General features: G+C 59.8%; 20 protein-coding genes. 9 read left to right on the forward strand and 11 right to left on the reverse strand.

The genetic code is table 11. From position 1 onward, the window contains the following. Nucleotides 1-921, reverse strand: a complete 921-nt coding sequence (locus ACMXYH_RS01215; RefSeq protein WP_129439661.1) for a zinc ABC transporter substrate-binding protein — start codon at nt 919-921, stop codon at nt 1-3. A 66-nt stretch (nt 922-987) separates the two neighbouring features. On the opposite strand from ACMXYH_RS01215, the gene zur reads away from it, so the two are divergent. From zur to ACMXYH_RS01235, 4 genes are read left to right on the forward strand one after another with little or no spacing between them, the layout of a single operon-like run. Beyond that, a complete protein-coding gene (zur, locus tag ACMXYH_RS01220; protein WP_415766054.1) occupies nt 988-1,470 on the forward strand; it encodes a zinc uptake transcriptional repressor Zur in 483 nt (160 codons plus the stop codon). Then, nucleotides 1,470-2,255, forward strand: coding sequence for a zinc ABC transporter ATP-binding protein ZnuC (gene znuC, locus ACMXYH_RS01225; protein ID WP_415766055.1), 786 nt, complete (start codon nt 1,470-1,472; stop codon nt 2,253-2,255). The genes zur and znuC overlap by 1 nt, the downstream gene beginning before the upstream one ends. Beyond that, nucleotides 2,248-3,036 (forward strand): zinc ABC transporter permease subunit ZnuB, encoded by a 789-nt coding sequence (znuB, locus tag ACMXYH_RS01230; protein WP_056738429.1) that lies wholly within the window; start codon nt 2,248-2,250, stop codon nt 3,034-3,036. The genes znuC and znuB overlap by 8 nt, the downstream gene beginning before the upstream one ends. Nucleotides 3,037-3,073: 37 nt before the next feature. Next, nucleotides 3,074-3,790 carry a PA5502 family lipoprotein gene (locus ACMXYH_RS01235; RefSeq protein WP_415766056.1) on the forward strand — a complete coding sequence of 239 codons (717 nt, stop codon included), beginning with the start codon at nt 3,074-3,076 and terminating at the stop codon, nt 3,788-3,790. 119 nt (nt 3,791-3,909) lie between these two features. On the opposite strand, the gene katE is transcribed toward ACMXYH_RS01235, so the two are convergent. Further along, nucleotides 3,910-6,048, reverse strand: a complete 2,139-nt coding sequence (gene katE, locus ACMXYH_RS01240; RefSeq protein WP_415766057.1) for a catalase HPII — start codon at nt 6,046-6,048, stop codon at nt 3,910-3,912. A gap of 263 nt (nt 6,049-6,311) precedes the next feature. Here katE and ACMXYH_RS01245 point away from each other — a divergent pair, with 263 nt between their 5' ends. From ACMXYH_RS01245 to ACMXYH_RS01255, 3 genes are all read left to right on the forward strand, one after another. After that, the gene (locus tag ACMXYH_RS01245; RefSeq protein ID WP_140676009.1) at nt 6,312-7,319 is read left to right on the forward strand and encodes a methionine ABC transporter ATP-binding protein; all 1,008 of its coding nucleotides are present in this window, start codon (nt 6,312-6,314) and stop codon (nt 7,317-7,319) included. Continuing rightward, nucleotides 7,319-7,993: a methionine ABC transporter permease gene (locus tag ACMXYH_RS01250; RefSeq protein ID WP_033059807.1), complete on the forward strand. Its 675-nt coding sequence runs from the start codon at nt 7,319-7,321 to the stop codon at nt 7,991-7,993. Before ACMXYH_RS01245 ends, ACMXYH_RS01250 begins: the two co-directional genes overlap by 1 nt. 91 nt (nt 7,994-8,084) lie before the next feature. Then, complete coding sequence (locus tag ACMXYH_RS01255; RefSeq protein ID WP_415766058.1) at nt 8,085-8,858, forward strand: MetQ/NlpA family ABC transporter substrate-binding protein; 774 nt, start codon at nt 8,085-8,087, stop codon at nt 8,856-8,858. Nucleotides 8,859-8,974: 116 nt separating this feature from the next. On the opposite strand, the gene ACMXYH_RS01260 is transcribed toward ACMXYH_RS01255, so the two are convergent. The 5 genes from ACMXYH_RS01260 to ACMXYH_RS01280 are packed head-to-tail and all read right to left on the reverse strand — an operon-like array spanning nt 8,975 to nt 12,883. Beyond that, entirely contained in the window at nt 8,975-9,610 is a 636-nt protein-coding gene (locus ACMXYH_RS01260; RefSeq protein WP_415766059.1) for an SCO family protein, read from the reverse strand. Further along, nucleotides 9,607-10,506 carry a heme o synthase gene (gene cyoE / locus ACMXYH_RS01265; protein ID WP_134421173.1) on the reverse strand — a complete coding sequence of 300 codons (900 nt, stop codon included), beginning with the start codon at nt 10,504-10,506 and terminating at the stop codon, nt 9,607-9,609. Before cyoE ends, ACMXYH_RS01260 begins: the two co-directional genes overlap by 4 nt. After that, nucleotides 10,494-11,573 carry a COX15/CtaA family protein gene (locus ACMXYH_RS01270; RefSeq protein WP_415766060.1) on the reverse strand — a complete coding sequence of 360 codons (1,080 nt, stop codon included), beginning with the start codon at nt 11,571-11,573 and terminating at the stop codon, nt 10,494-10,496. The genes cyoE and ACMXYH_RS01270 overlap by 13 nt, the downstream gene beginning before the upstream one ends. Before the next feature lie 10 nt (nt 11,574-11,583). After that, nucleotides 11,584-12,177: a hypothetical protein gene (locus ACMXYH_RS01275; RefSeq protein WP_347803965.1), complete on the reverse strand. Its 594-nt coding sequence runs from the start codon at nt 12,175-12,177 to the stop codon at nt 11,584-11,586. Continuing rightward, nucleotides 12,143-12,883: an SURF1 family protein gene (locus ACMXYH_RS01280; protein ID WP_415766062.1), complete on the reverse strand. Its 741-nt coding sequence runs from the start codon at nt 12,881-12,883 to the stop codon at nt 12,143-12,145. Before ACMXYH_RS01280 ends, ACMXYH_RS01275 begins: the two co-directional genes overlap by 35 nt. A 70-nt stretch (nt 12,884-12,953) precedes the next feature. On the opposite strand from ACMXYH_RS01280, the gene ACMXYH_RS01285 reads away from it, so the two are divergent. Next, a complete protein-coding gene (locus ACMXYH_RS01285) occupies nt 12,954-13,157 on the forward strand; it encodes a twin transmembrane helix small protein (RefSeq protein WP_094469789.1) in 204 nt (67 codons plus the stop codon). Nucleotides 13,158-13,161: 4 nt separating this feature from the next. Here the strand turns inward: ACMXYH_RS01285 and ACMXYH_RS01290 are convergent, their stop codons facing one another. The 4 genes from ACMXYH_RS01290 to coxB all read right to left on the reverse strand — a co-directional run bounded on the left by ACMXYH_RS01290 (nt 13,162) and on the right by coxB (nt 17,555). Next, nucleotides 13,162-14,049 carry a cytochrome c oxidase subunit 3 gene (locus ACMXYH_RS01290; protein WP_129439635.1) on the reverse strand — a complete coding sequence of 296 codons (888 nt, stop codon included), beginning with the start codon at nt 14,047-14,049 and terminating at the stop codon, nt 13,162-13,164. A 25-nt stretch (nt 14,050-14,074) separates the two neighbouring features. Beyond that, the gene (locus ACMXYH_RS01295) at nt 14,075-14,626 is read right to left on the reverse strand and encodes a cytochrome c oxidase assembly protein (protein ID WP_129439633.1); all 552 of its coding nucleotides are present in this window, start codon (nt 14,624-14,626) and stop codon (nt 14,075-14,077) included. A 126-nt stretch (nt 14,627-14,752) separates the two neighbouring features. After that, a complete protein-coding gene (gene ctaD / locus ACMXYH_RS01300; protein WP_129439631.1) occupies nt 14,753-16,345 on the reverse strand; it encodes a cytochrome c oxidase subunit I in 1,593 nt (530 codons plus the stop codon). Between the two features lie 82 nt (nt 16,346-16,427). Then, complete coding sequence (coxB, locus tag ACMXYH_RS01305; protein WP_129439629.1) at nt 16,428-17,555, reverse strand: cytochrome c oxidase subunit II; 1,128 nt, start codon at nt 17,553-17,555, stop codon at nt 16,428-16,430. 371 nt (nt 17,556-17,926) lie between these two features. Here coxB and ACMXYH_RS01310 point away from each other — a divergent pair, with 371 nt between their 5' ends. Next, entirely contained in the window at nt 17,927-18,577 is a 651-nt protein-coding gene (locus ACMXYH_RS01310; protein WP_134421179.1) for a hypothetical protein, read from the forward strand. Nucleotides 18,578-18,619 lie beyond the last annotated feature (42 nt).

Consider the following 18,619-nt stretch of genomic DNA (forward strand, 5'->3'; position numbering starts at 1 on the left):
TTACAACGACTCCAGGCACCCCGCCAAATCACTCCCCAATTTCTCCAGCACCTGCTCATACCCCTGAGCGGTCGCTGGCGTGTACCCGCCCAGCGCGTCCAGTTCCGCCAGCTTCACCGGCAGACCCGCCACCAGGGTTTCCGCCAGGCGCGGACGCAGAGGCGGTTCGCTGAACACGCAGGTCTTGCCGATTTCCTGCAAACGAGCGCGCATCGCCGCGACGTGCTGGGCGCCGGGCTGGACCTCGGCAGCGACGCTGAAAACGCCCGCGTGCTTGAGGCCATAGGCGTCTTCGAAGTAGTCGAAGGCCTCATGGAATACGAAGTACGGTTTGCCCGCGATGCCGGCCAGACGCGCTTTCAAGCGAAGATCCATTGCATCCAGGCGCTCATCGAACGCCTTGAGGTTGCTCTGATAACGTGCGGCATTGGTCGGATCGGCTGCGCTCAGGTCTGCGGCCATTTTTGTGGCGATGACGCGGGCGTTGACCGGCGAAAGCCACAAGTGCGCGTCCAGACTGCCGGGACGGTGATCGTGATCATGCTCGTCGGCTTCTTCGGCGTGGGAGTGGCTATCTTCGGCGAAATGTCGCAGTTTCAGGCCCGGTAAATCCTGCACGGCGACGCTGGGCAGCGTACGACCATTCAGCACGCGGGGCAGGAAACCTTCCATGCCCGGACCGATCCAGTACACCAGATCGACCGATTGCACCTTCCGTACGTCGGATGGGCGCAAGGCATAGTTATGCGGGGAGGCGCCGGGCGGCAGCAAGACTTCCGGAATCGCCACACCGTCCTGCACCGCAGCGGCAATCAGCTGTAGAGGCTTGATACTGGTGAGAACTTTGACTTCGGCGTGAGCTGAACCCATCAGCAGAAAACTGGCGACAAATGCGACAAAGATAGAAAAAAGTCGGGACACGATGATCACTCGAAGAGGCGAGAACAGGTAACATAATAACGTCTCTCACAAAACTCGTCGCCGCTCATGCCTAAAACACCGATTGCCAGCCGTCCCCACGACCACTCTCATTGCGTCCATAGCGCATTGTCTGAGGCCGATGTTCTGTGCGCACGTCAAGGCCTGCGCCTGACCGCCTTGCGCCGGCGGGTGCTGGAACTGGTATGGCAAAGCCACAAACCGTTGGGTGCCTATGACATTCTCGCGGTGCTCAGCGAGCAGGACGGCCGCCGCGCGGCGCCGCCGACCGTGTACCGTGCGCTGGACTTTCTGCTGGAAAACGGCCTGGTACACCGCATCTCCTCGCTGAACGCCTTCGTCGGCTGCAATCACCCGGAACATGCCCATCAGGGCCAGTTCCTGATTTGCCGCGAATGCCACGCCGCCATTGAGCTCGAACAGAAATCCATCAGCGACGCGATCATCGGCAGCGCCAAGGATGTCGGATTTGTCGTCGAAGGCCAGACCGTTGAAGTGGTCGGCCTCTGCTCAGGTTGCCAGGGGGGTTGATGAGCAACGCGCTGATCCGCCTCGAGCAGGTTGCTGTCACCTTTGCCGGGCAAAACGTGCTGGATAACATCGAGTTGAGCGTCGAGCCCGGACAGATCGTCACCCTGATCGGCCCTAACGGTGCCGGCAAGACCACGCTGGTGCGCGCGGTACTCGGTCTGTTGAAGCCGGACAGGGGCAGCGTATGGCGCAAACCGAAGCTGCGGGTCGGTTACATGCCGCAAAAACTTCACGTCGATCCGACGCTGCCGCTGTCGGTGCTGCGTTTTTTGCGTCTGGTGCCGGGCGTGGACCGCGCCATGGCCTTGGCGGCACTCAAGGAAGTCGGCGCCGAACAGGTGATCGACAGCCCGGTGCAAAGTGTTTCCGGAGGCGAAATGCAGCGGGTGCTACTGGCCCGGGCATTGCTGCGCGAGCCGGAATTGCTGGTACTCGATGAACCTGTGCAAGGCGTCGATGTGGCCGGTCAGGCCGAGCTCTACAGCCTGATTACACGATTGCGCGACCGCCACGGTTGCGGCGTGTTGATGGTGTCCCACGACCTGCATCTGGTGATGAGCACCACCGACCAGGTGGTCTGCCTCAACCGCCACGTTTGCTGCTCGGGGCATCCCGAGCAGGTCAGCAGTGATCCGGCTTTCGTCGAGCTGTTCGGAAAGAACGCACAAAACCTGGCGATTTATCACCACCATCACGACCACGCCCATGACCTGCATGGCTCGGTGGTCAGCGCCGCCCCGTCGGCCCCTACCCACGTTCACGGAGATAGCTGCAAGCATGGCTGATTTTCTGCTCTACGCCCTGCTTGCAGGTCTGGCCCTGGCATTGGTCGCGGGCCCGCTGGGTTCGTTCGTGGTCTGGCGGCGCATGGCCTATTTCGGCGACACCCTTTCCCATGCCGCGCTACTCGGCGTGGCGCTGGGTTTTCTGCTGGATGTCAGTCCGACCGTTGCGGTCACCGTAGGCTGCCTGCTGTTAGCGGTGTTGCTGGTGACCTTGCAACAGCGCCAACCGCTGGCGTCCGACACGCTTTTGGGAATTCTCGCACCGAGCACGCTCTCTTTGGGCTTGGTCGTACTAAGCTTCATGCACGAAGTGCGGATCGACCTGATGGCTTATCTGTTCGGCGACTTGCTGGCGATCAGCCCGACCGATCTGGCCTGGATACTCGGCGGCAGCGCGGCTGTTCTAGCCTTGCTGGTGACGTTGTGGCGGCCATTGCTGGCAATCACGGTGCATGAAGAACTGGCCAGGGTTGAAGGTCTGCCGGTGGCGGCGTTGCGCCTGACCCTGATGTTGTTGATTGCCGTGGTGATCGCTGTGGCGATGAAAATCGTCGGTGTGTTGCTGATTACGTCCTTGCTGATCATCCCGGCGGCTGCGGCACAACGTCACGCCCGGTCACCGGAGCAGATGGCACTGGGCGCGAGCCTGCTGGGCATGCTCGCGGTCTGTGGCGGGCTGTCGCTGTCGTGGTTCAAGGACACCCCGGCGGGCCCATCGATTGTGGTGACGGCCGCCGCACTGTTTCTGCTGAGTTTTGTCCTGCCCCGTCGAGGGGTGTAGACTTGCTCGTTTTTTGCGCAAATAGAGAGTCGCAGGAATGAAGCCGTTCGCCTCCCGTTATCTGCTCCTTGTTGCATTTTCGCTGCTACTGGGCGCTTGCCAAAGCACGCCACCGGCGGCCACCGAGGCCACCGGTGCACGGGCCACGGCCATCGCACAGCTGGAACAAAGCCTCGCCAGCAGTGAGCTGGCGACTGCCGAAGATCAACTCGCAGCCTTGCAGGCCGAATCGCCCAACGATCAATCCCTTGTGCAATACCAGCGGCAACTGGCCGAAGCCTATCTGCGCCGCAGTCAGATCGTGTTGCAAAAAGGCGATGTGAATGCCGCTGCCACTGCACTGAGCCGCGCCCGGGCGTTGATGCCCAAGGCTCCGGCGCTGACCGGTGGGGTCAACAACGCCATCGTTAATGCCCGTAAAGCTGAGCTGGATAGAGCCGAAGCTGCGCTCATGGCTGCCGAAGCCAAGCCACAGGCCAAGGTCATTGATCCGACGGCTGAAAGCACCACGGTTGCATTGAACCTGACGGATATGACCAAGCTTCGTCGTCAACTGGATGCGATCGCCGCCGATGTGGTGAATTACCAGTGCGATGTGAGTATTCAGGCGCCACGCACCCAGGACTTCCCTTGGTTGACCACGTTGCTGACCAAGCGAGTGAAGAAGCTCGATGCGGATTTTGACCTGAACCTGGAGAAGCAGATTCTGCGCAACGTGCCGGCGCAGATGGTTCTGAGTCCTCGCAAACCCTAAAAGCATCGCGAGCAAGCTCGCTCCCACATTGGATGGGGTGATCACAAATCTGTGGTCAACCCTCAATCCTGTGGGAGCGAGCTTGCTCGCGATAGCGTCATTTCAAACGCCAAAGATATTTAAGCCGGAATCGCCTTGGCTGTCGGCTCCCTGTCCCACACCCGATGCTGCCCAATCGCGGCAAAAAACGGTTTGATCAACTTCGCATCCGTGCCCACGATCAACCCCGCATCAGCCTCCAGCTTCAACACATCCAGCAACTGTTTGGCCTCGCCTTGCAGTGCAATCGCCTTCAAGTGCTTGTACGCCTCCAGCAGGTAATGCAGCGCCACCCCGTCGGTGCTTAGCGCCTTGATCGACGCCGCGCCACCGGGCACAAACACCGCATCGAAGGCCACCGAAGGCAAGCCTTCCATTGACGCATCGACCGGCAATGCTTTGCCATCGGCGGTGGTCACAGGCGCAGAAGTCGGGCCGAGCAGTTTGGCGTGCGCACCTTCTGCCTTCAGCGCTTTCTTCATGGCATCAATCGCTGCACCATCGACGCCATTGGCTGCCAGGATTGCCACTTTGCGGGTTTTGATATCCGCCGGCAGCAAGTTGGCCTGGCTCAGGGCCGGCGAGCGATCCAGTGAGGTCTTACGCACCTCGACCGTCCCCGCTTTCGGTACCGGCAGGCCAAGGTTCTGCGCCACACGCTTAGCCAGTTCCAGATCGATGTTGGCCAGAATCTCATTCACCTGGCGCGTGCGGATGAACGCCCGCTCAACCTTGCCCAACTCGAAGCTGTAAGCCGAGATGATGTGCTCCTGCTCGTGCTTGCTCATGCTGTGGAAAAACAGCCGCGCCTGGGAGAAGTGGTCGCTGAATGACTCGCTGCGCTGACGGATCTTGTTGGCGTCGATGCGCTCTGGATAACTTTCGAAGCCGCCATCCTGGGCTGCCGGCGGTGTTTCTTTCGGCCAACCGCTATCAATGGAGTTCGGCTCGTAGGACGCGCGGCCCTTGTCGATGGTGGTGCGATGCAATGCGTCCCGTTGACCATTGTGGAACGGTGCGACCGGGCGGTTGATCGGGATTTCGTGAAAGTTCGGCCCGCCAAGTCGGCTGATTTGCGTATCGGTGTAGGAAAACAATCGACCTTGCAGCAATGGATCGTTGGAAAAGTCGATCCCCGGCACGATATGCCCAGGGCAGAAGGCGACCTGTTCGGTTTCGGCGAAGAAGTTATCGGGGTTACGGTTGAGGGTCATCTTGCCCAACGGGGTGATCGGCACCAGTTCTTCCGGAATCAGCTTGGTCGGGTCGAGGATATCGAAGTCGAATTTATGTTCGTTCTCCTCCTCGATGATCTGTACGCCCAGTTCCCATTGCGGGTAGTCGCCCATCTCGATCGACTCCCAGAGATCGCGACGGTGGCAATCCGTGTCTTTACCGGCGAGTTTCTGCGCTTCATCCCACACCAGCGAACAGGTCCCGGCCGTGGGGCGCCAGTGGAATTTGACGAAGCGCGATTTACCTTCGGCATTGATCAGGCGGAAGGTGTGCACGCCGAAGCCTTGCATGCTGCGCAGGCTTTTCGGGATCGCCCGGTCGGACATGGTCCAGATCACCATGTGCGCCGACTCTGGTACCAGAGAGACAAAATCCCAAAAGGTATCGTGAGCTGAACCGCCGGTGGGCATCTCATTGTGCGGCTCGGGTTTCACCGCGTGCACGAAGTCAGGAAACTTGATCGCATCCTGAATGAAAAACACCGGCATGTTATTGCCCACCAGGTCGAAGTTGCCTTCGTCGGTGAAAAACTTCACCGCGAAACCTCGTACGTCCCGCACGGTATCGCCCGACCCACGAGGGCCCTGCACCGTGGAGAAGCGGACGAAGACCGGGGTTTTTTGGCTTGGGTCTTGTAGGAACCCGGCCTTGGTCAGCACGGAATGGGTTTCATAGCTCTGGAAGTAGCCGTGAGCACCGGTGCCGCGGGCGTGGACGATGCGCTCGGGAATGCGCTCATGGTCAAAGTGCGTGATCTTTTCACGCATGATGAAATCTTCCAGCAACGATGGCCCGCGGGCGCCGGCTTTCAACGTGTTCTGGTTGTCCGAGACTTTCACGCCCTGGTTGGTGCGCAGGGCCTGTTCAGTGGCGTCGGAGCGAAATTGTTCCAGGCTGTCGAGCTTGGCATTGGTGTTACCGCGGTCCGGGGTATCGGTCCCGGCCAGTGCGCTTTTGGTTGCGGCAGGTTTTTTAGTACTCATCAGACAAAACTCCTCGTTGCGATTCCCGCCGTAGCCAGGACTCTTGAGCAATACCCCTGGCACGGACCGGGGGCGTTTTCGAGTTGCCTAATTAGTGACTGATGACGTTTTGCGCCGTTCCTTTTTTCTAACCTTTGATCGCGTTATTGCCAAATGAAAGGTTGAATGCGGAATAAATGCTAATAACCTCTATACGGACAGGCTAAAATGCGCGCCCGGCTAACCGCTGACCCTTTTCCAACGCGCCCCACAAGGTTCGCTACGTGATCGAGTTTCAAAACGTCCACAAAACTTACCGCGTCGCCGGTAAGGATATTCCCGCCCTGCATCCGACCAGTCTGACGATTGAGAACGGTCAGGTCTTCGGTCTGATCGGCCATTCCGGTGCGGGAAAAAGTACCCTGCTGCGTCTGATCAATCGCCTGGAAGAGTCCAGTGGCGGCAAGATATTCGTCGACGGCGAAGAAGTCACCGCGCTCGACGCCAACAGCCTGCGACGTTTCCGTCAGCAAGTCGGGATGATTTTCCAGCACTTCAACTTGCTGGCGTCCAAGACCGTGGCCGACAACGTCGCGCTGCCACTGACCCTGGCCGGTGAACTGTCGCGCAGCGACATCGACCGGCGTGTGGCCGAATTGCTGAAGCGGGTCGGCCTGTCCGACCACGCCAAGAAGTACCCGGCGCAATTGTCCGGTGGCCAGAAGCAGCGCGTCGGCATCGCCCGCGCCCTGGCGACCAAGCCGAAAATCCTGCTGTGCGACGAAGCCACCAGCGCACTGGACCCGCAGACCACTGCGTCGGTCCTGCAATTGCTGGCCGAGATCAATCGCGAGCTGAAGCTCACCATCGTGTTGATTACCCACGAGATGGACGTGATCCGCCGGGTCTGCGACCAGGTCGCGGTGATGGACGCTGGCGTGATCGTCGAGCAAGGTTCGGTGGCCGAGGTGTTCCTGCATCCGAAGCACCCGACCACCAAGCGCTTCGTGCAAGAGGACGAGCAGATCGACGAAAGCGAACAGCGCGACGACTTCGCTCACGTTCCAGGCCGCATCGTGCGTCTGACCTTCCAGGGCGAAGCGACCTACGCGCCATTGCTGGGTACCGTCGCCCGGGAAACGGGTGTGGACTACAGCATCCTGGCCGGTCGTATCGACCGCATTAAAGACGTGCCCTACGGGCAGTTGACCCTGGCCGTGACCGGTGGCGACATGGAAGCGGCGTTCGCCCACTTCACCGCAGCTGACGTCCACATGGAGGTGCTGCGCTGATGGAAGTCCTGACAAGTTTCTTCGTCAATATCGACTGGTTCGAAATCTGGCTGGCCACCGGCGATACCTTTCTGATGCTCTTCGGTTCGCTGTTGTTCACTGTTTTGCTTGGCCTGCCCCTGGGCGTGCTGTTGTTCCTCTGCAGCCCGCGTCAGTTGCTGGAAGCCAAAGGCGTTTACGCGATGCTGTCGCTGGTGGTGAACATCCTGCGTTCGCTGCCGTTCATCATTCTGCTGATCGTGATGATTCCGTTTACGGTGTTGATCACCGGTACGTCCCTGGGTGTCGCCGGTGCGATTCCACCGCTGGTGGTGGGCGCTACGCCATTCTTCGCGCGGCTGGTGGAAACCGCCCTGCGTGAAGTGGATCGCGGCATCATCGAGGCGACCCAGGCCATGGGCGCGACGACCCGGCAGATCATCACCAATGCCTTGCTGCCGGAAGCCCGCCCGGGCATCTTCGCCGCGATTACGGTGACAGCCATTACACTGGTGTCCTACACGGCGATGGCGGGTGTGGTCGGCGCGGGAGGTTTGGGCGACCTGGCGATCCGTTTCGGTTACCAGCGTTTCCAGCCTGATGTGATGGTAGTGACAGTGATGTTGCTGCTGGTGATCGTTCAGGTTCTGCAGACTGTTGGCGACAAATTGGTAGTCCATTTCTCCAGAAAATAAAGCGTTCACGTAAATAAGACATGAGCCGGCCATTCGCTGGCAGGCGCCGAATTCAGGCGTCGCAAGCGAGTACCCACAAGGAGTTAGCTGAATGAAAAAATTACTCGTAGCGCTCGCAGCAGTTGCAGCGTTCTCTGCTCAGGCCAATGAAACCCTGACCGTCGCGGCCACCCCGGTCCCGCACGCAGAAATCCTCGAATTCGTGAAACCGGCCCTGGCCAAAGAAGGCGTGGACCTGAAGGTCAAAGTCTTCACCGACTACATCCAGCCGAACGTGCAGGTGGCCGAAAAACGTCTGGACGCCAACTTCTTCCAGCACCAGCCGTACCTCGATGAATTCAACAAGGCCAAGGGCACCAACCTGGTGGCCGTTGCCGGCGTGCACCTGGAACCGCTGGGTGCTTACTCCAGCAAGTACAAAGCGCTGACCGAGCTGCCAGGCGGTGCCAACGTAGTGATCCCGAACGACGCCACCAATGGCGGCCGTGCGCTGTTGCTGCTGGCGAAGGCTGGCCTGATCAAGCTGAAGGATTCGAACAACATCCTGTCGACCGTCAAAGACATCACCGAGAACGCCAAGGACCTGAAATTCCGTGAACTGGAAGCCGCGACCATCCCGCGCGTGCTGACCCAGGTTGACCTGGCGCTGATCAACACCAACTACGCGCTGGAAGCCAAGCTTGACCCGTCCAAGGACGCGCTCGTCATCGAAGGCAACGACTCGCCTTACGTGAACATCCTCGTTGCCCGTCCAGACGACAAGGACAGCGAAGCGATGAAGAAGCTGATTGCTGCCCTGCACAGCCCGGAAGTGAAAGCCTTCATCCTCGAGAAGTACAAAGGCGCGGTATTGCCGGCGTTCTGATCTGACAGCAATAAAAAACGGGGACGCATTGATTGCGTCCCCGTTTTTTATGCTTGGAATACGGACCTTGTGGGAGCGAGCAAGCCCGCTCCCACATTAGTTCTGTGTCAGCACAACTATTTGCGCTTGAGCATCACCGGCAACTGCGCCACCAATTTCACGTTGTTCAACGGCGCCCGAATGAACCCGCGCTGCGTCCCGTCCGGCCCGATCACCGCCAGGTTGCCGCTGTGATCGACGGTGTAATTCGGTTTATTGGTATCCGCCGGAATGAACGGAATGCTCACCGCGTTGGCCAGTTTCTGAATGTCTTCAACCGACGAAGCCGTCAGGCCTTTGAACTGCGGATCGAAGTAGCCCAGGTACTGCTTGAGCTGCTGGGGCGTGTCGCGGTTCGGGTCGATGCTGACCAGAATGATCTGCAACTTATCCACAGCCTCTGGCGGCAGTTCGCTCTTGATCTGGCGCAGCTGGGCGAGGGTGGTCGGGCAGATGTCGGGGCAGAAGGTGTAGCCGAAGAACAGCAGCGACCATTTGTCTTTCAACGCGTTGACCGCCACCGGTTTACCGTCCTGATCGGTCATCGTCACGTCCGGCAGATTACGGCTTTGCGGCAGCAGGATGATCCCGGCGTCGATCAATGCTGTCGGATCGCCCTGGCCTTTACCGGACAGCACTTTGTTGATGGTCAGGCCCAGGACCAGCGCGATCAGGGCAACGAGGATGAAGACGGTTTTCTGGGTTCGAGTCATAGGTTCAACAGTAAGTAGTGGTCTACGAGCAGCGCGATAAACAGTAGGAACAAGTAGTAAATAGAGTACTTGAAGGTGTTGATCGCCGCGTGCGGCCGAGTGCCACGGTACAGCACCACGGCCCATTGCAGAAACCTCGCGCCCAGTCCCAGCGCGCAAATCAGGTAGAGCATGCCGCTCATGTGGATCACGTACGGCATCAGGCTGACGGCCAGCAGCGCGAAGGTATAAAGCAGGATGTGGACCTTGGTGTAGTGCTCGCCATGGGTTACCGGCAGCATCGGAATGTCGGCCTTGGCGTATTCCTCTTTGCGGTGAATGGCCAGTGCCCAGAAGTGCGGCGGGGTCCAGGCGAAGATGATCAGCACCAGCAACAGTGGTTCGGCGCTGACGTGGCCGGTAGCGGCGGTCCAGCCGAGCAGTGGCGGGGCGGCGCCGGCCAGGCCTCCGATGACGATGTTTTGCGGCGTCGCGCGTTTCAGGAAACCGGTGTAGACCACCGCGTAGCCGAGCAGCGAGGCCAGGGTCAGCCACGCCGTCAGTGGATTGGTGAAAGCCAGCAGTATGGCTTGCCCAAGCACCGCCAATACCAAGGCAAACGTCAGCGCGGCCGCCGGCGACACCCGGCCTTCGGCCAGGGGACGTTTGTGCGTGCGGGCCATGACCGCATCGATGCGCCGGTCCACGACATGGTTGACCGCCGCCGCACCACCGGCACACAAGGCGATCCCCAGATTGCCGAACACCAGCACCGTCCACGGTACTCCGGCGCGGGTCGCGAGGAACATGCCGACCAGCGAGGTGATGAGCATCAGCACCACCACTTTCGGCTTGGTCAGCTCCAGGTAGTCACGCCAGATCGCTTGACTGTGACGTGCACCGATCAGAGTCGCCATGGCATCTCTCCTTTTATTGTTATGGGCCCGGCTGAGTGTTTGCGCGGGCTGAACCGCCAGCGCGCAGAGGGTTGCTGCTTGACCCGAACCAGACTGGTTCGCGCGTGATAATTGACCAGCACCATCGTCAGCAACAGTGCCGCGCCGCCCGCGTTGTGCGCGACGGCCACTGGTAGCGGCAGGTGAAACAGCACATTGCTGATGCCGAGGGTGATTTGTGCGGCGAGTGCAATCAGCACCAGCCCCGCCAGGCGCGTCATGCCGACCACCTTCAGTTGCCAGGCCAGCCCCAGCAACACCAGGGTCACCAGCAATGCGCCGATGCGGTGAGTCAGATGAATCGCGGTGCGGGCATCGCTGTCCAGTTGCCCGCCGAGGTAATTGGGGCCGATGTGTTGGGTCAGGTGAAAACCGTTGGCGAAGTCCGCGGGTGGCAGCCATTGCCCATGACAGGTCGGGAAGTCGATACAGGCCACCGCCGCGTAGTTGGAACTGACCCAGCCACCGAGGGCGATTTGCAGGATCACCAGCAGCAACCCGGCGGTCGCCCAGTACTGCAAACGCCGTGGCACGGTCAGCGCCGGCAACACGCCGGACAATCGCAACGTCAGCAAAAACAGCAGGCTCAACGTCGCAAAGCCGCCGAGCAAATGCCCGGTCACCACTTGTGGCCAGAGCTTGAGCGTTACCGTCCACATGCCGAATGCCGCTTGGGCAATCACCACCGCCAGCAGAAACAACGGCAACTTCACCGGTTGTCCCGGATGACGACGATGAACCCAGGCGCGACCCGCCAGCACCGAGATCAGCAGCCCCAGCGTGCCGGCGAAGTAGCGGTGAACCATCTCGTTCCAGCCCTTATGGGCTTCGACGGGAGCATCCGGAAAATGCAGTTCGGCATGGGCCAATTGAACTTCGCTTTTCGGCACGCTGATAAAGCCATAGCAACCCGGCCAGTCCGGGCAACCGAGCCCGGCGTGGGTCAGGCGGGTGTAGGCGCCGAGCAACACCACAATCAGTGCCAGCATGGTGGCAAACAGCGCGAGGCGAAATCCAGGTTTGGCCATGACGATGCCCTTATCCGATGTTCGACAGTTTCAGCAGATGACGCAGGTCGTTGAGCAGATCCTTACCCTTCACCGTCGGGTCGTAGCGCAGCACCAGATTGCCGTGAGGGTCGATGATCCACAGCTGTGGCACAGCCTTGTCGCCGGCAGTTTTATGGAAGTCGGTCAGGCTCAGTGGATAGCGCTGCAATTGAGGATACTCGCGCGTCAGCTTGGCGTCGTATTCACTGCTCAGCGGTTGTGCCGCGGCCAAGGCATGACTGGCGCGCCCGGCATCACGGCCGAGGCCGATCTGGATCTGCCGCGCCAGGTACACCAGTTGTTGGCAGTCCACCGAGCAATCCTTGGGCGCGGTCACCAGTATCTGCCAACGATCCTCTTGTGCCTGCACGCCGAGGTCGGCGCGGGTCTGGCCGTTGCCGATCAGTTCGCCGTGATAGCTGCGACCTTCCGGTACCCAGAACTGCAATTTGTACATGCCGGTGGCGAGGATCATCGGACCGATCACCCCGAGCAGGATCAGCAGTAACTGCAAGCGACCTTTGCGCCGACTCGCCGGCGTTTTCGCCTCAGACATGCTGGGTGGATTCATGGCCGCTCCCATGGTGTTTCTCCTTTGCGTTGTGCCAGCCGAGATAGAGATAGAGGCCGAACAGGGCGATCGACATGGCGAACCACTGCACGGCATAAGCCAGGTGTTTTTCCGGCCCCATGGCGACTACCGGCCAATCGGCCTGGTAGGACGCGGAGCCGTTTTCTGCGCGTAATTCGTAGGCAAAACCTTCGCGATCCAGCGCCGTCCAGAGCTTGCCCGCCTCGACCGCGGTGATCAGTTGTGGCCAGGTCGTGGTGTTCGGGTCGGCGTGCAACTGGAAAGTGGCGCCGGGGGAGACGTAGACCCAGGCAACGAGACTCAAGGCCTGAGTCGGTGTAGTGAACTGCGGTGGGGTGCGGCGATCCGGCCACGGCAGCCAGCCGCGATTGATCAACAACCAGAGCCCGGTCGCCTGATCCTGAAACGGTTGCAGCAGTTCGACGCCAACCTTGCCGTCGCGCTGACGGTTATCCAGCAACAGGCTGTGGGCGGCATCGAACTGGCCGTGCAGGTGAACCCGGCGGAAGGCCGGATCTGCGGTGTGTTGCAGCTCGGTGCTGGCCATCGGTTCAGCGGCGCGGCGCTCGGTGTAGCTTTGCAGCAGCGCGCTTTTCTCTGCGCCCCGGCTCAATTGCCAGAACCCGAGTGACACCAGCATGGGCAGCAACAACGCGACCACCAGGGTCGGTACGATGCCCGGCCGAAAACGCTTCATGGCGTCGCCAGAAAGTCGCTAGTCGCGATAGCTATACTCAAGTGCATCGCCTTCCCCCCGGAGTCTCACCATGCTCAAAGCAGCCATCGTCCTGATGCTGATTGCCACGGTTGTCAGCCTGTTCAGCGGCCTGTTTTTTCTGGTCAAGGACGACAGCAGCTCGAACCGCCTCGTCATTGCCTTGAGTGTTCGTGTTGCGCTGGCCGCCATTACCGTCGGCTTGATTGCCTGGGGTTTTTTCAGCGGCCAGTTGGTCTCTACTGCGCCTTGGTAAAGCCTCAGAGCACGTAGACGAAAACGAACAGACCGATCCACACCACGTCCACGAAGTGCCAGTACCAGCTCGCCGCTTCAAACGCGAACTGGTGATCGGCGTCGAAGTGCCCGCGCATGATCCGCATCAACATCACAAACAGGATGATGGTGCCGATGGTCACGTGGGCGCCGTGGAAGCCGGTGAGCATGAAGAAGGTCGCGCCGTAGATGCCCGAACCGAGCGTCAGGCCCAGTTCGTGGTAGGCATGCATGTATTCTTCGGCCTGAAAACCAAGGAACGCGCAGCCCAGCAGCACGGTGAGCGCCAGCCAGATTTTCAGCGCGCCGCGATGGCCCTTTTTCAAGGCGTGGTGGGCGATGGTCACGGTGATGCTGGAACTCACCAGCAAAACGGTATTGAGCAGCGGCAGGCCCCAGGGACTGATGACTTCCTTGGGCGGCGGGAAGAGTTGCGGGTCAGGGGTGTGCAGCAATGGCCACGCAAACTGGAAATTCGGCCAAAGCATATGAGCGATGCCTTTGACCCCTTCACCCCCGAGCGCCGGGCCGGAAATGTTACGCACATAAAACAGTGCGCCGAAGAAGGCGATGAAGAACATCACCTCCGAAAAGATGAACCAGCTCATGCCCCAGCGGAACGAGCGATCCATCTGTGCGCTGTACAACCCTTGGCGGCTTTCCTTGATCACCGTACCGAACCAGCCGAACAGCATGTAGGCCACCATCAGGCCGCCGACGAAAAAGATCAGCGGGCCGTGGGACTCCGGCCGCGCCGCCTTCAGATCGTTGAACCAGGTGGCCAGGCCGAACACGGTGGTGAGCATGCCTGCGGTGGCAATGATCGGCCATTTGCTCTGTGCCGGAACGTAATAATGTTCATGAGTTGCCATTTATTGTTCTCCTTATCGGGCACGCTCAGCCGCCAGTATTTACAGCCACCGGTGGATGTCGGGCGGTGATATCGAACAGCGTGTAAGACAGCGTCAGGTGCTTCACATCCTTGGGCATGTCACGGTCAACGATGAAACGTACCGGCATCTCGATCCGTTGACCGGGCTGCAGCACTTGCTGGGTAAAGCAGAAACATTCAGTCTTGTGGAAGTACGCCGCCGCGGCACTGGGCGCGATGCTCGGAACCGCCTGGGCGCTCATCGGGCGATCGGTTGGGTTGTGGGCAATGAAGATCATCTCGTTCACCGCGCCCGGGTTGGCCGTCAGCTCATCGCCCTTGGGGTAGAAGTCCCAGGACATGTCGGCGGCATTGGTCGACAGAAACTGCACGCGAACCTGCCGCGAGGTGTCGACCGTTTGCTCGCCCTCGTACTGCCCGCCGGTCTTGCCGTTGATGCCGAACGCCTTGCACATCACGTCGTAGATCGGCACCAGGGCAAACCCGAAGACAAACATCGCCACCACCACCAGCAGCAGGCGCGTGACCAGTTTCTTCAACGAAATAGAGTCAGCCACGGTGCAAGCCCTCCACACAAAACCCTGTGGGAGCGGGCTTGCTCGCGAAGCAGACGCTGCGGTCCGTCAGACAAACTGCGTTATCGTTCTTCGCGAGCAAGCCCGCTCCCACATAGGGCAAGGTGTTCATTTCACTTCCGGCGGCGTGGTGAAGGTGTGATACGGAGCCGGCGACGGAATACTCCATTCCAGGCCTTCGGCCCCATCCCACGGTTTGGCCGGTGCTGGCGGGCCGCCGCGGATGGTCTTGATCACGATGAACAGGAAGAAGATCTGCGTGGCGCCGAACATGAACGCACCGATCGATGACACCATGTTGAAGTCGGCGAACTGCAGGTTGTAGTCGGGAATCCGACGCGGCATGCCCGCCAGCCCCACGAAGTGCATCGGGAAGAACGCCATGTTCATGCCGATGAACGAGAGCCAGAAGTGCAGCTTGCCGAGGGTTTCGTCGTACATGTGGCCGGTCCATTTCGGCATCCAGTAGTAAGCCGAAGCGAAGATCCCGAAGATCGCCCCCGGCACCAGTACGTAGTGGAAGTGCGCGACCACAAAGTAGGTGTCCTGGTACTGGAAGTCCGCCGGGGCGATGGCCAGCATCAACCCGGAGAAACCGCCGATGGAAAACAGGATCACGAACGCCACCGCAAACAGCATCGGTGTCTCGAAGGTCAGCGAGCCTTGCCACATGGTGCTGGCCCAGTTGAACACCTTCACTCCAGTCGGCACCGCGATCAGCAGCGTGGCGTACATGAAGAACAACTCGCCCACCAACGGAATGCCGACCACGAACATGTGGTGCGCCCAGACGATGAACGACAGGAACGCGATACTCGCCGTCGCATAGACCATCGAGGTGTAGCCGAACAGCGGCTTGCGTGAGAAGGCCGGAATGATCGAGCTGACGGCACCGAAGGCCGGCAGGATCATGATGTACACCTCGGGGTGACCGAAGAACCAGAACACGTGCTGGAACAACACCGGGTCACCGCCACCGGCGGCACTGAAGAAGCTGGTGCCGAAGTGGATGTCCATCAGCATCATCGTCACGCAGCCGGCCAGTACCGGCATCACCGCGATCAGCAGGAACGCGGTAATCAGCCAGGTCCAGACGAACAGCGGCATTTTCATCAGCGTCATGCCGGGGGCGCGCAGGTTGAGGATGGTGGCGATCACGTTGATCGCGCCCATGATCGAACTGATCCCCATCAAGTGGATGGCGAAGATGAAGAAGGTCACGCTTTCCGGCGCGTAGGTCGTCGACAGCGGGGCGTAGAACGTCCAGCCGAAGTTCGGTCCACCGCCGGGGGTGAACAGGGTCGATACCAACAGGATGAACGCCGCCGGCAATAGCCAGAAGCTGAAGTTGTTCATCCGTGGCAGGGCCATGTCCGGCGCGCCGATCATCAACGGGATCATCCAGTTGGCGAGGCCGACGAACGCCGGCATCACCGCACCGAAGACCATCACCAGACCGTGCATGGTGGTCATCTGGTTGAAGAATTCCGGTTGGACGATTTGCAGTCCTGGCTGGAACAACTCGGCACGAATCACCATCGCGAATGAGCCGCCGAGCAAGAACATGGAGAACGCGAACCACAGGTACAGCGTGCCGATATCCTTGTGGTTGGTGGTCAGGACCCAGCGCATCAGGCCTTTGGCGGGGCCGTGGGCGTGGGCGGTGCCGATATGAACATGGTCATCGACGACAGCAGTCATGTCCTGTCTCCTGCAAACAGATGGGCTGGGCAGGCCGGGGCGCGATGCCCCGACTGGTTCCTTACGTGCGCAATAGACCGGGTCATTTGCTTTCCGCCTGTTTCAGCTCCAGCACTTCTTTAGGGGTGACCATGTCGCCCTTGTTGTTGCCCCAGGCGTTACGTTCGTAGGTCACGACCGCTGCGATATCGACTTCCGAGAGCTGCTTGCCGAACGCCGCCATGGCGGTGCCGGGCTTGCCGTGGAAGACAATGCTCAGGTGTCCTTCTTTCGGTCCGGTAGCGATTTTCGAGCCCTTGAGCGCCGGGAACATCGGCGGCAGGCCCTGACCTTCGGCCTGGTGACAAGCGACGCAGGTGGTGTGGTAGATCTTGTCGCCGCGCTCTTTAAGCTCGTCGAGGGTCCATTCCTTGCTGGTCAGCTCTTTGAGCTGCATGGCTTCAGCCTTGCGCTCGCCCAGCCATTTTTCGTAATCGGCCTTTTCCTTGACCTCGACCACGATGGGCATGAAGCCGTGGTCCTTGCCGCACAATTCGGCGCATTGACCGCGGTAGATGCCGGGCTTGTCGACGCGGGTCCAGGCTTCGTTGACGAACCCCGGAATCGCATCACGCTTGACCGCAAAGGCCGGCACCCACCAAGAATGGATGACGTCGGCGGAAGTCACCAGGAAGCGCACCTTGGCGCCGATCGGCAGCACCAAAGGCTTATCGACCTCAAGCAAGTAGTGTTCGCTCTTGGCTTCCTTGTTGTGGATCTGATCGGCGGGCGTGGTCAGGTTGCTGAAGAACTCAACGTCCTGGCCCAGGTATTTGTAGTGCCACTTCCACTGATAGCCGGTGACCTGGATATCGATATCCGGCTCACTGGCGTCGTACATCTTGATCAGGGTTGCGGTCGCGGGAACCGCCATGGCCACCAGGATCAGGAAGGGCACGATGGTCCAGAGGATTTCAACGGTGGTGCTTTCATGAAATTTTGCGGCCACCTGCCCGGTCGAGCGGCGGTGGAGAATCATCGACCAGAACATGGCGCCGAAGACGATGATGCCGATCACTACACAGATCCAGAAAATGGTCATGTGCAGGTCAAATACTGCGTGACTGATTTCAGTCGCTCCAGGCGCCATATTCACAGTCCAGGCCGCTTGTGCCTGACTGAAAATCGACCACAACAGGAGGCCCATCCAGACATGTGGATGTCGCATCATTGCGGGTTCCCCTTATCGTTCTTGTTATCCCGCCGGCTTTCACCTGCGGCAAGGGAGCGGCTTTTTCAGACTACGAACTTGAATCGCCGAGCCTTGCTGCGTGTGCAGTCGGGCGTCATCAGCTAACTCCATTCCCACCCGAGTATAGACAGCGACTGCCACCTCGCAATGTGAGGGCGTAAATCATCTGAAACAGCTGGGACTTGCGTTCCAGGGCACGAATGGAGAAGGATGCAGACGAGTGGTGGCAAACCGATATAACTTTGATGTCTCAAGGATGAAATAATTATGACAAATGCGTCTTAGCATTTTTCGTATGCCAGCTAAGTTATGTCTTCCCTATTTCATTGCCTTTGTTTCCTGGAGTTTTCATGAACACCGCCGCATTGCGCGAGCAGATCCAAAAAGCCCAACAACACGAAGCCGAAACCGGCCAGCTGACTCGTCAGCTGGAAACCCAACTGCCACACCTTCACTCCGCCATCCAATTGCCGGATGTCGACGCCAACGGCGTGATGACGCGTTTTGTGGCCGCGTATATAGAGCAAGTGCCGGACCTGCTGGACGCAGCCAATGAAGTCGCCAGGGAAGCGGGTATCGAATCACAGATCAAACCGGTGCTGAAAATCGCCGAGCAGTTCTTCCTCCAGCCGCCGGCGATCATGGCCGGTCATGTTGGTCTGGACAGCCTGCTGGACGAAGCCTATCTGGCGCATCGCCTGGTCGAAGAGGTTAATGACCTGTACATCAAGCATTTTGGCCAGCCACTGATCCCCTTGGACATGACTGTTGCCAACCTGATTGCCCACCAACTGATCGGCGAGGAGTTTGCCAATCAACTGGATGAGGCGGTGCATCACGCTGTGGACGAGATGCTCAATGAAGACAGTTTCGCGCTGGAGTCCGTCGAGGCCTACCGCGAGAAGCTCAACAGCCCGGACACCGGCGCTGCATGGAAGCGCTGGCCGTGTCTGTCGCGCCAGCTGGGCGTAGGGCTGGAGTTGGATCAGCCGGCGGCTTGATTTTACGGTAGGAACCGAATCCCTGTGGGAGCGGCGGTGCGA

Origin of the sequence: Pseudomonas frigoris (assembly GCF_047758635.1) — a bacterium.
Lineage (GTDB): Bacteria > Pseudomonadota > Gammaproteobacteria > Pseudomonadales > Pseudomonadaceae > Aquipseudomonas > Aquipseudomonas frigoris.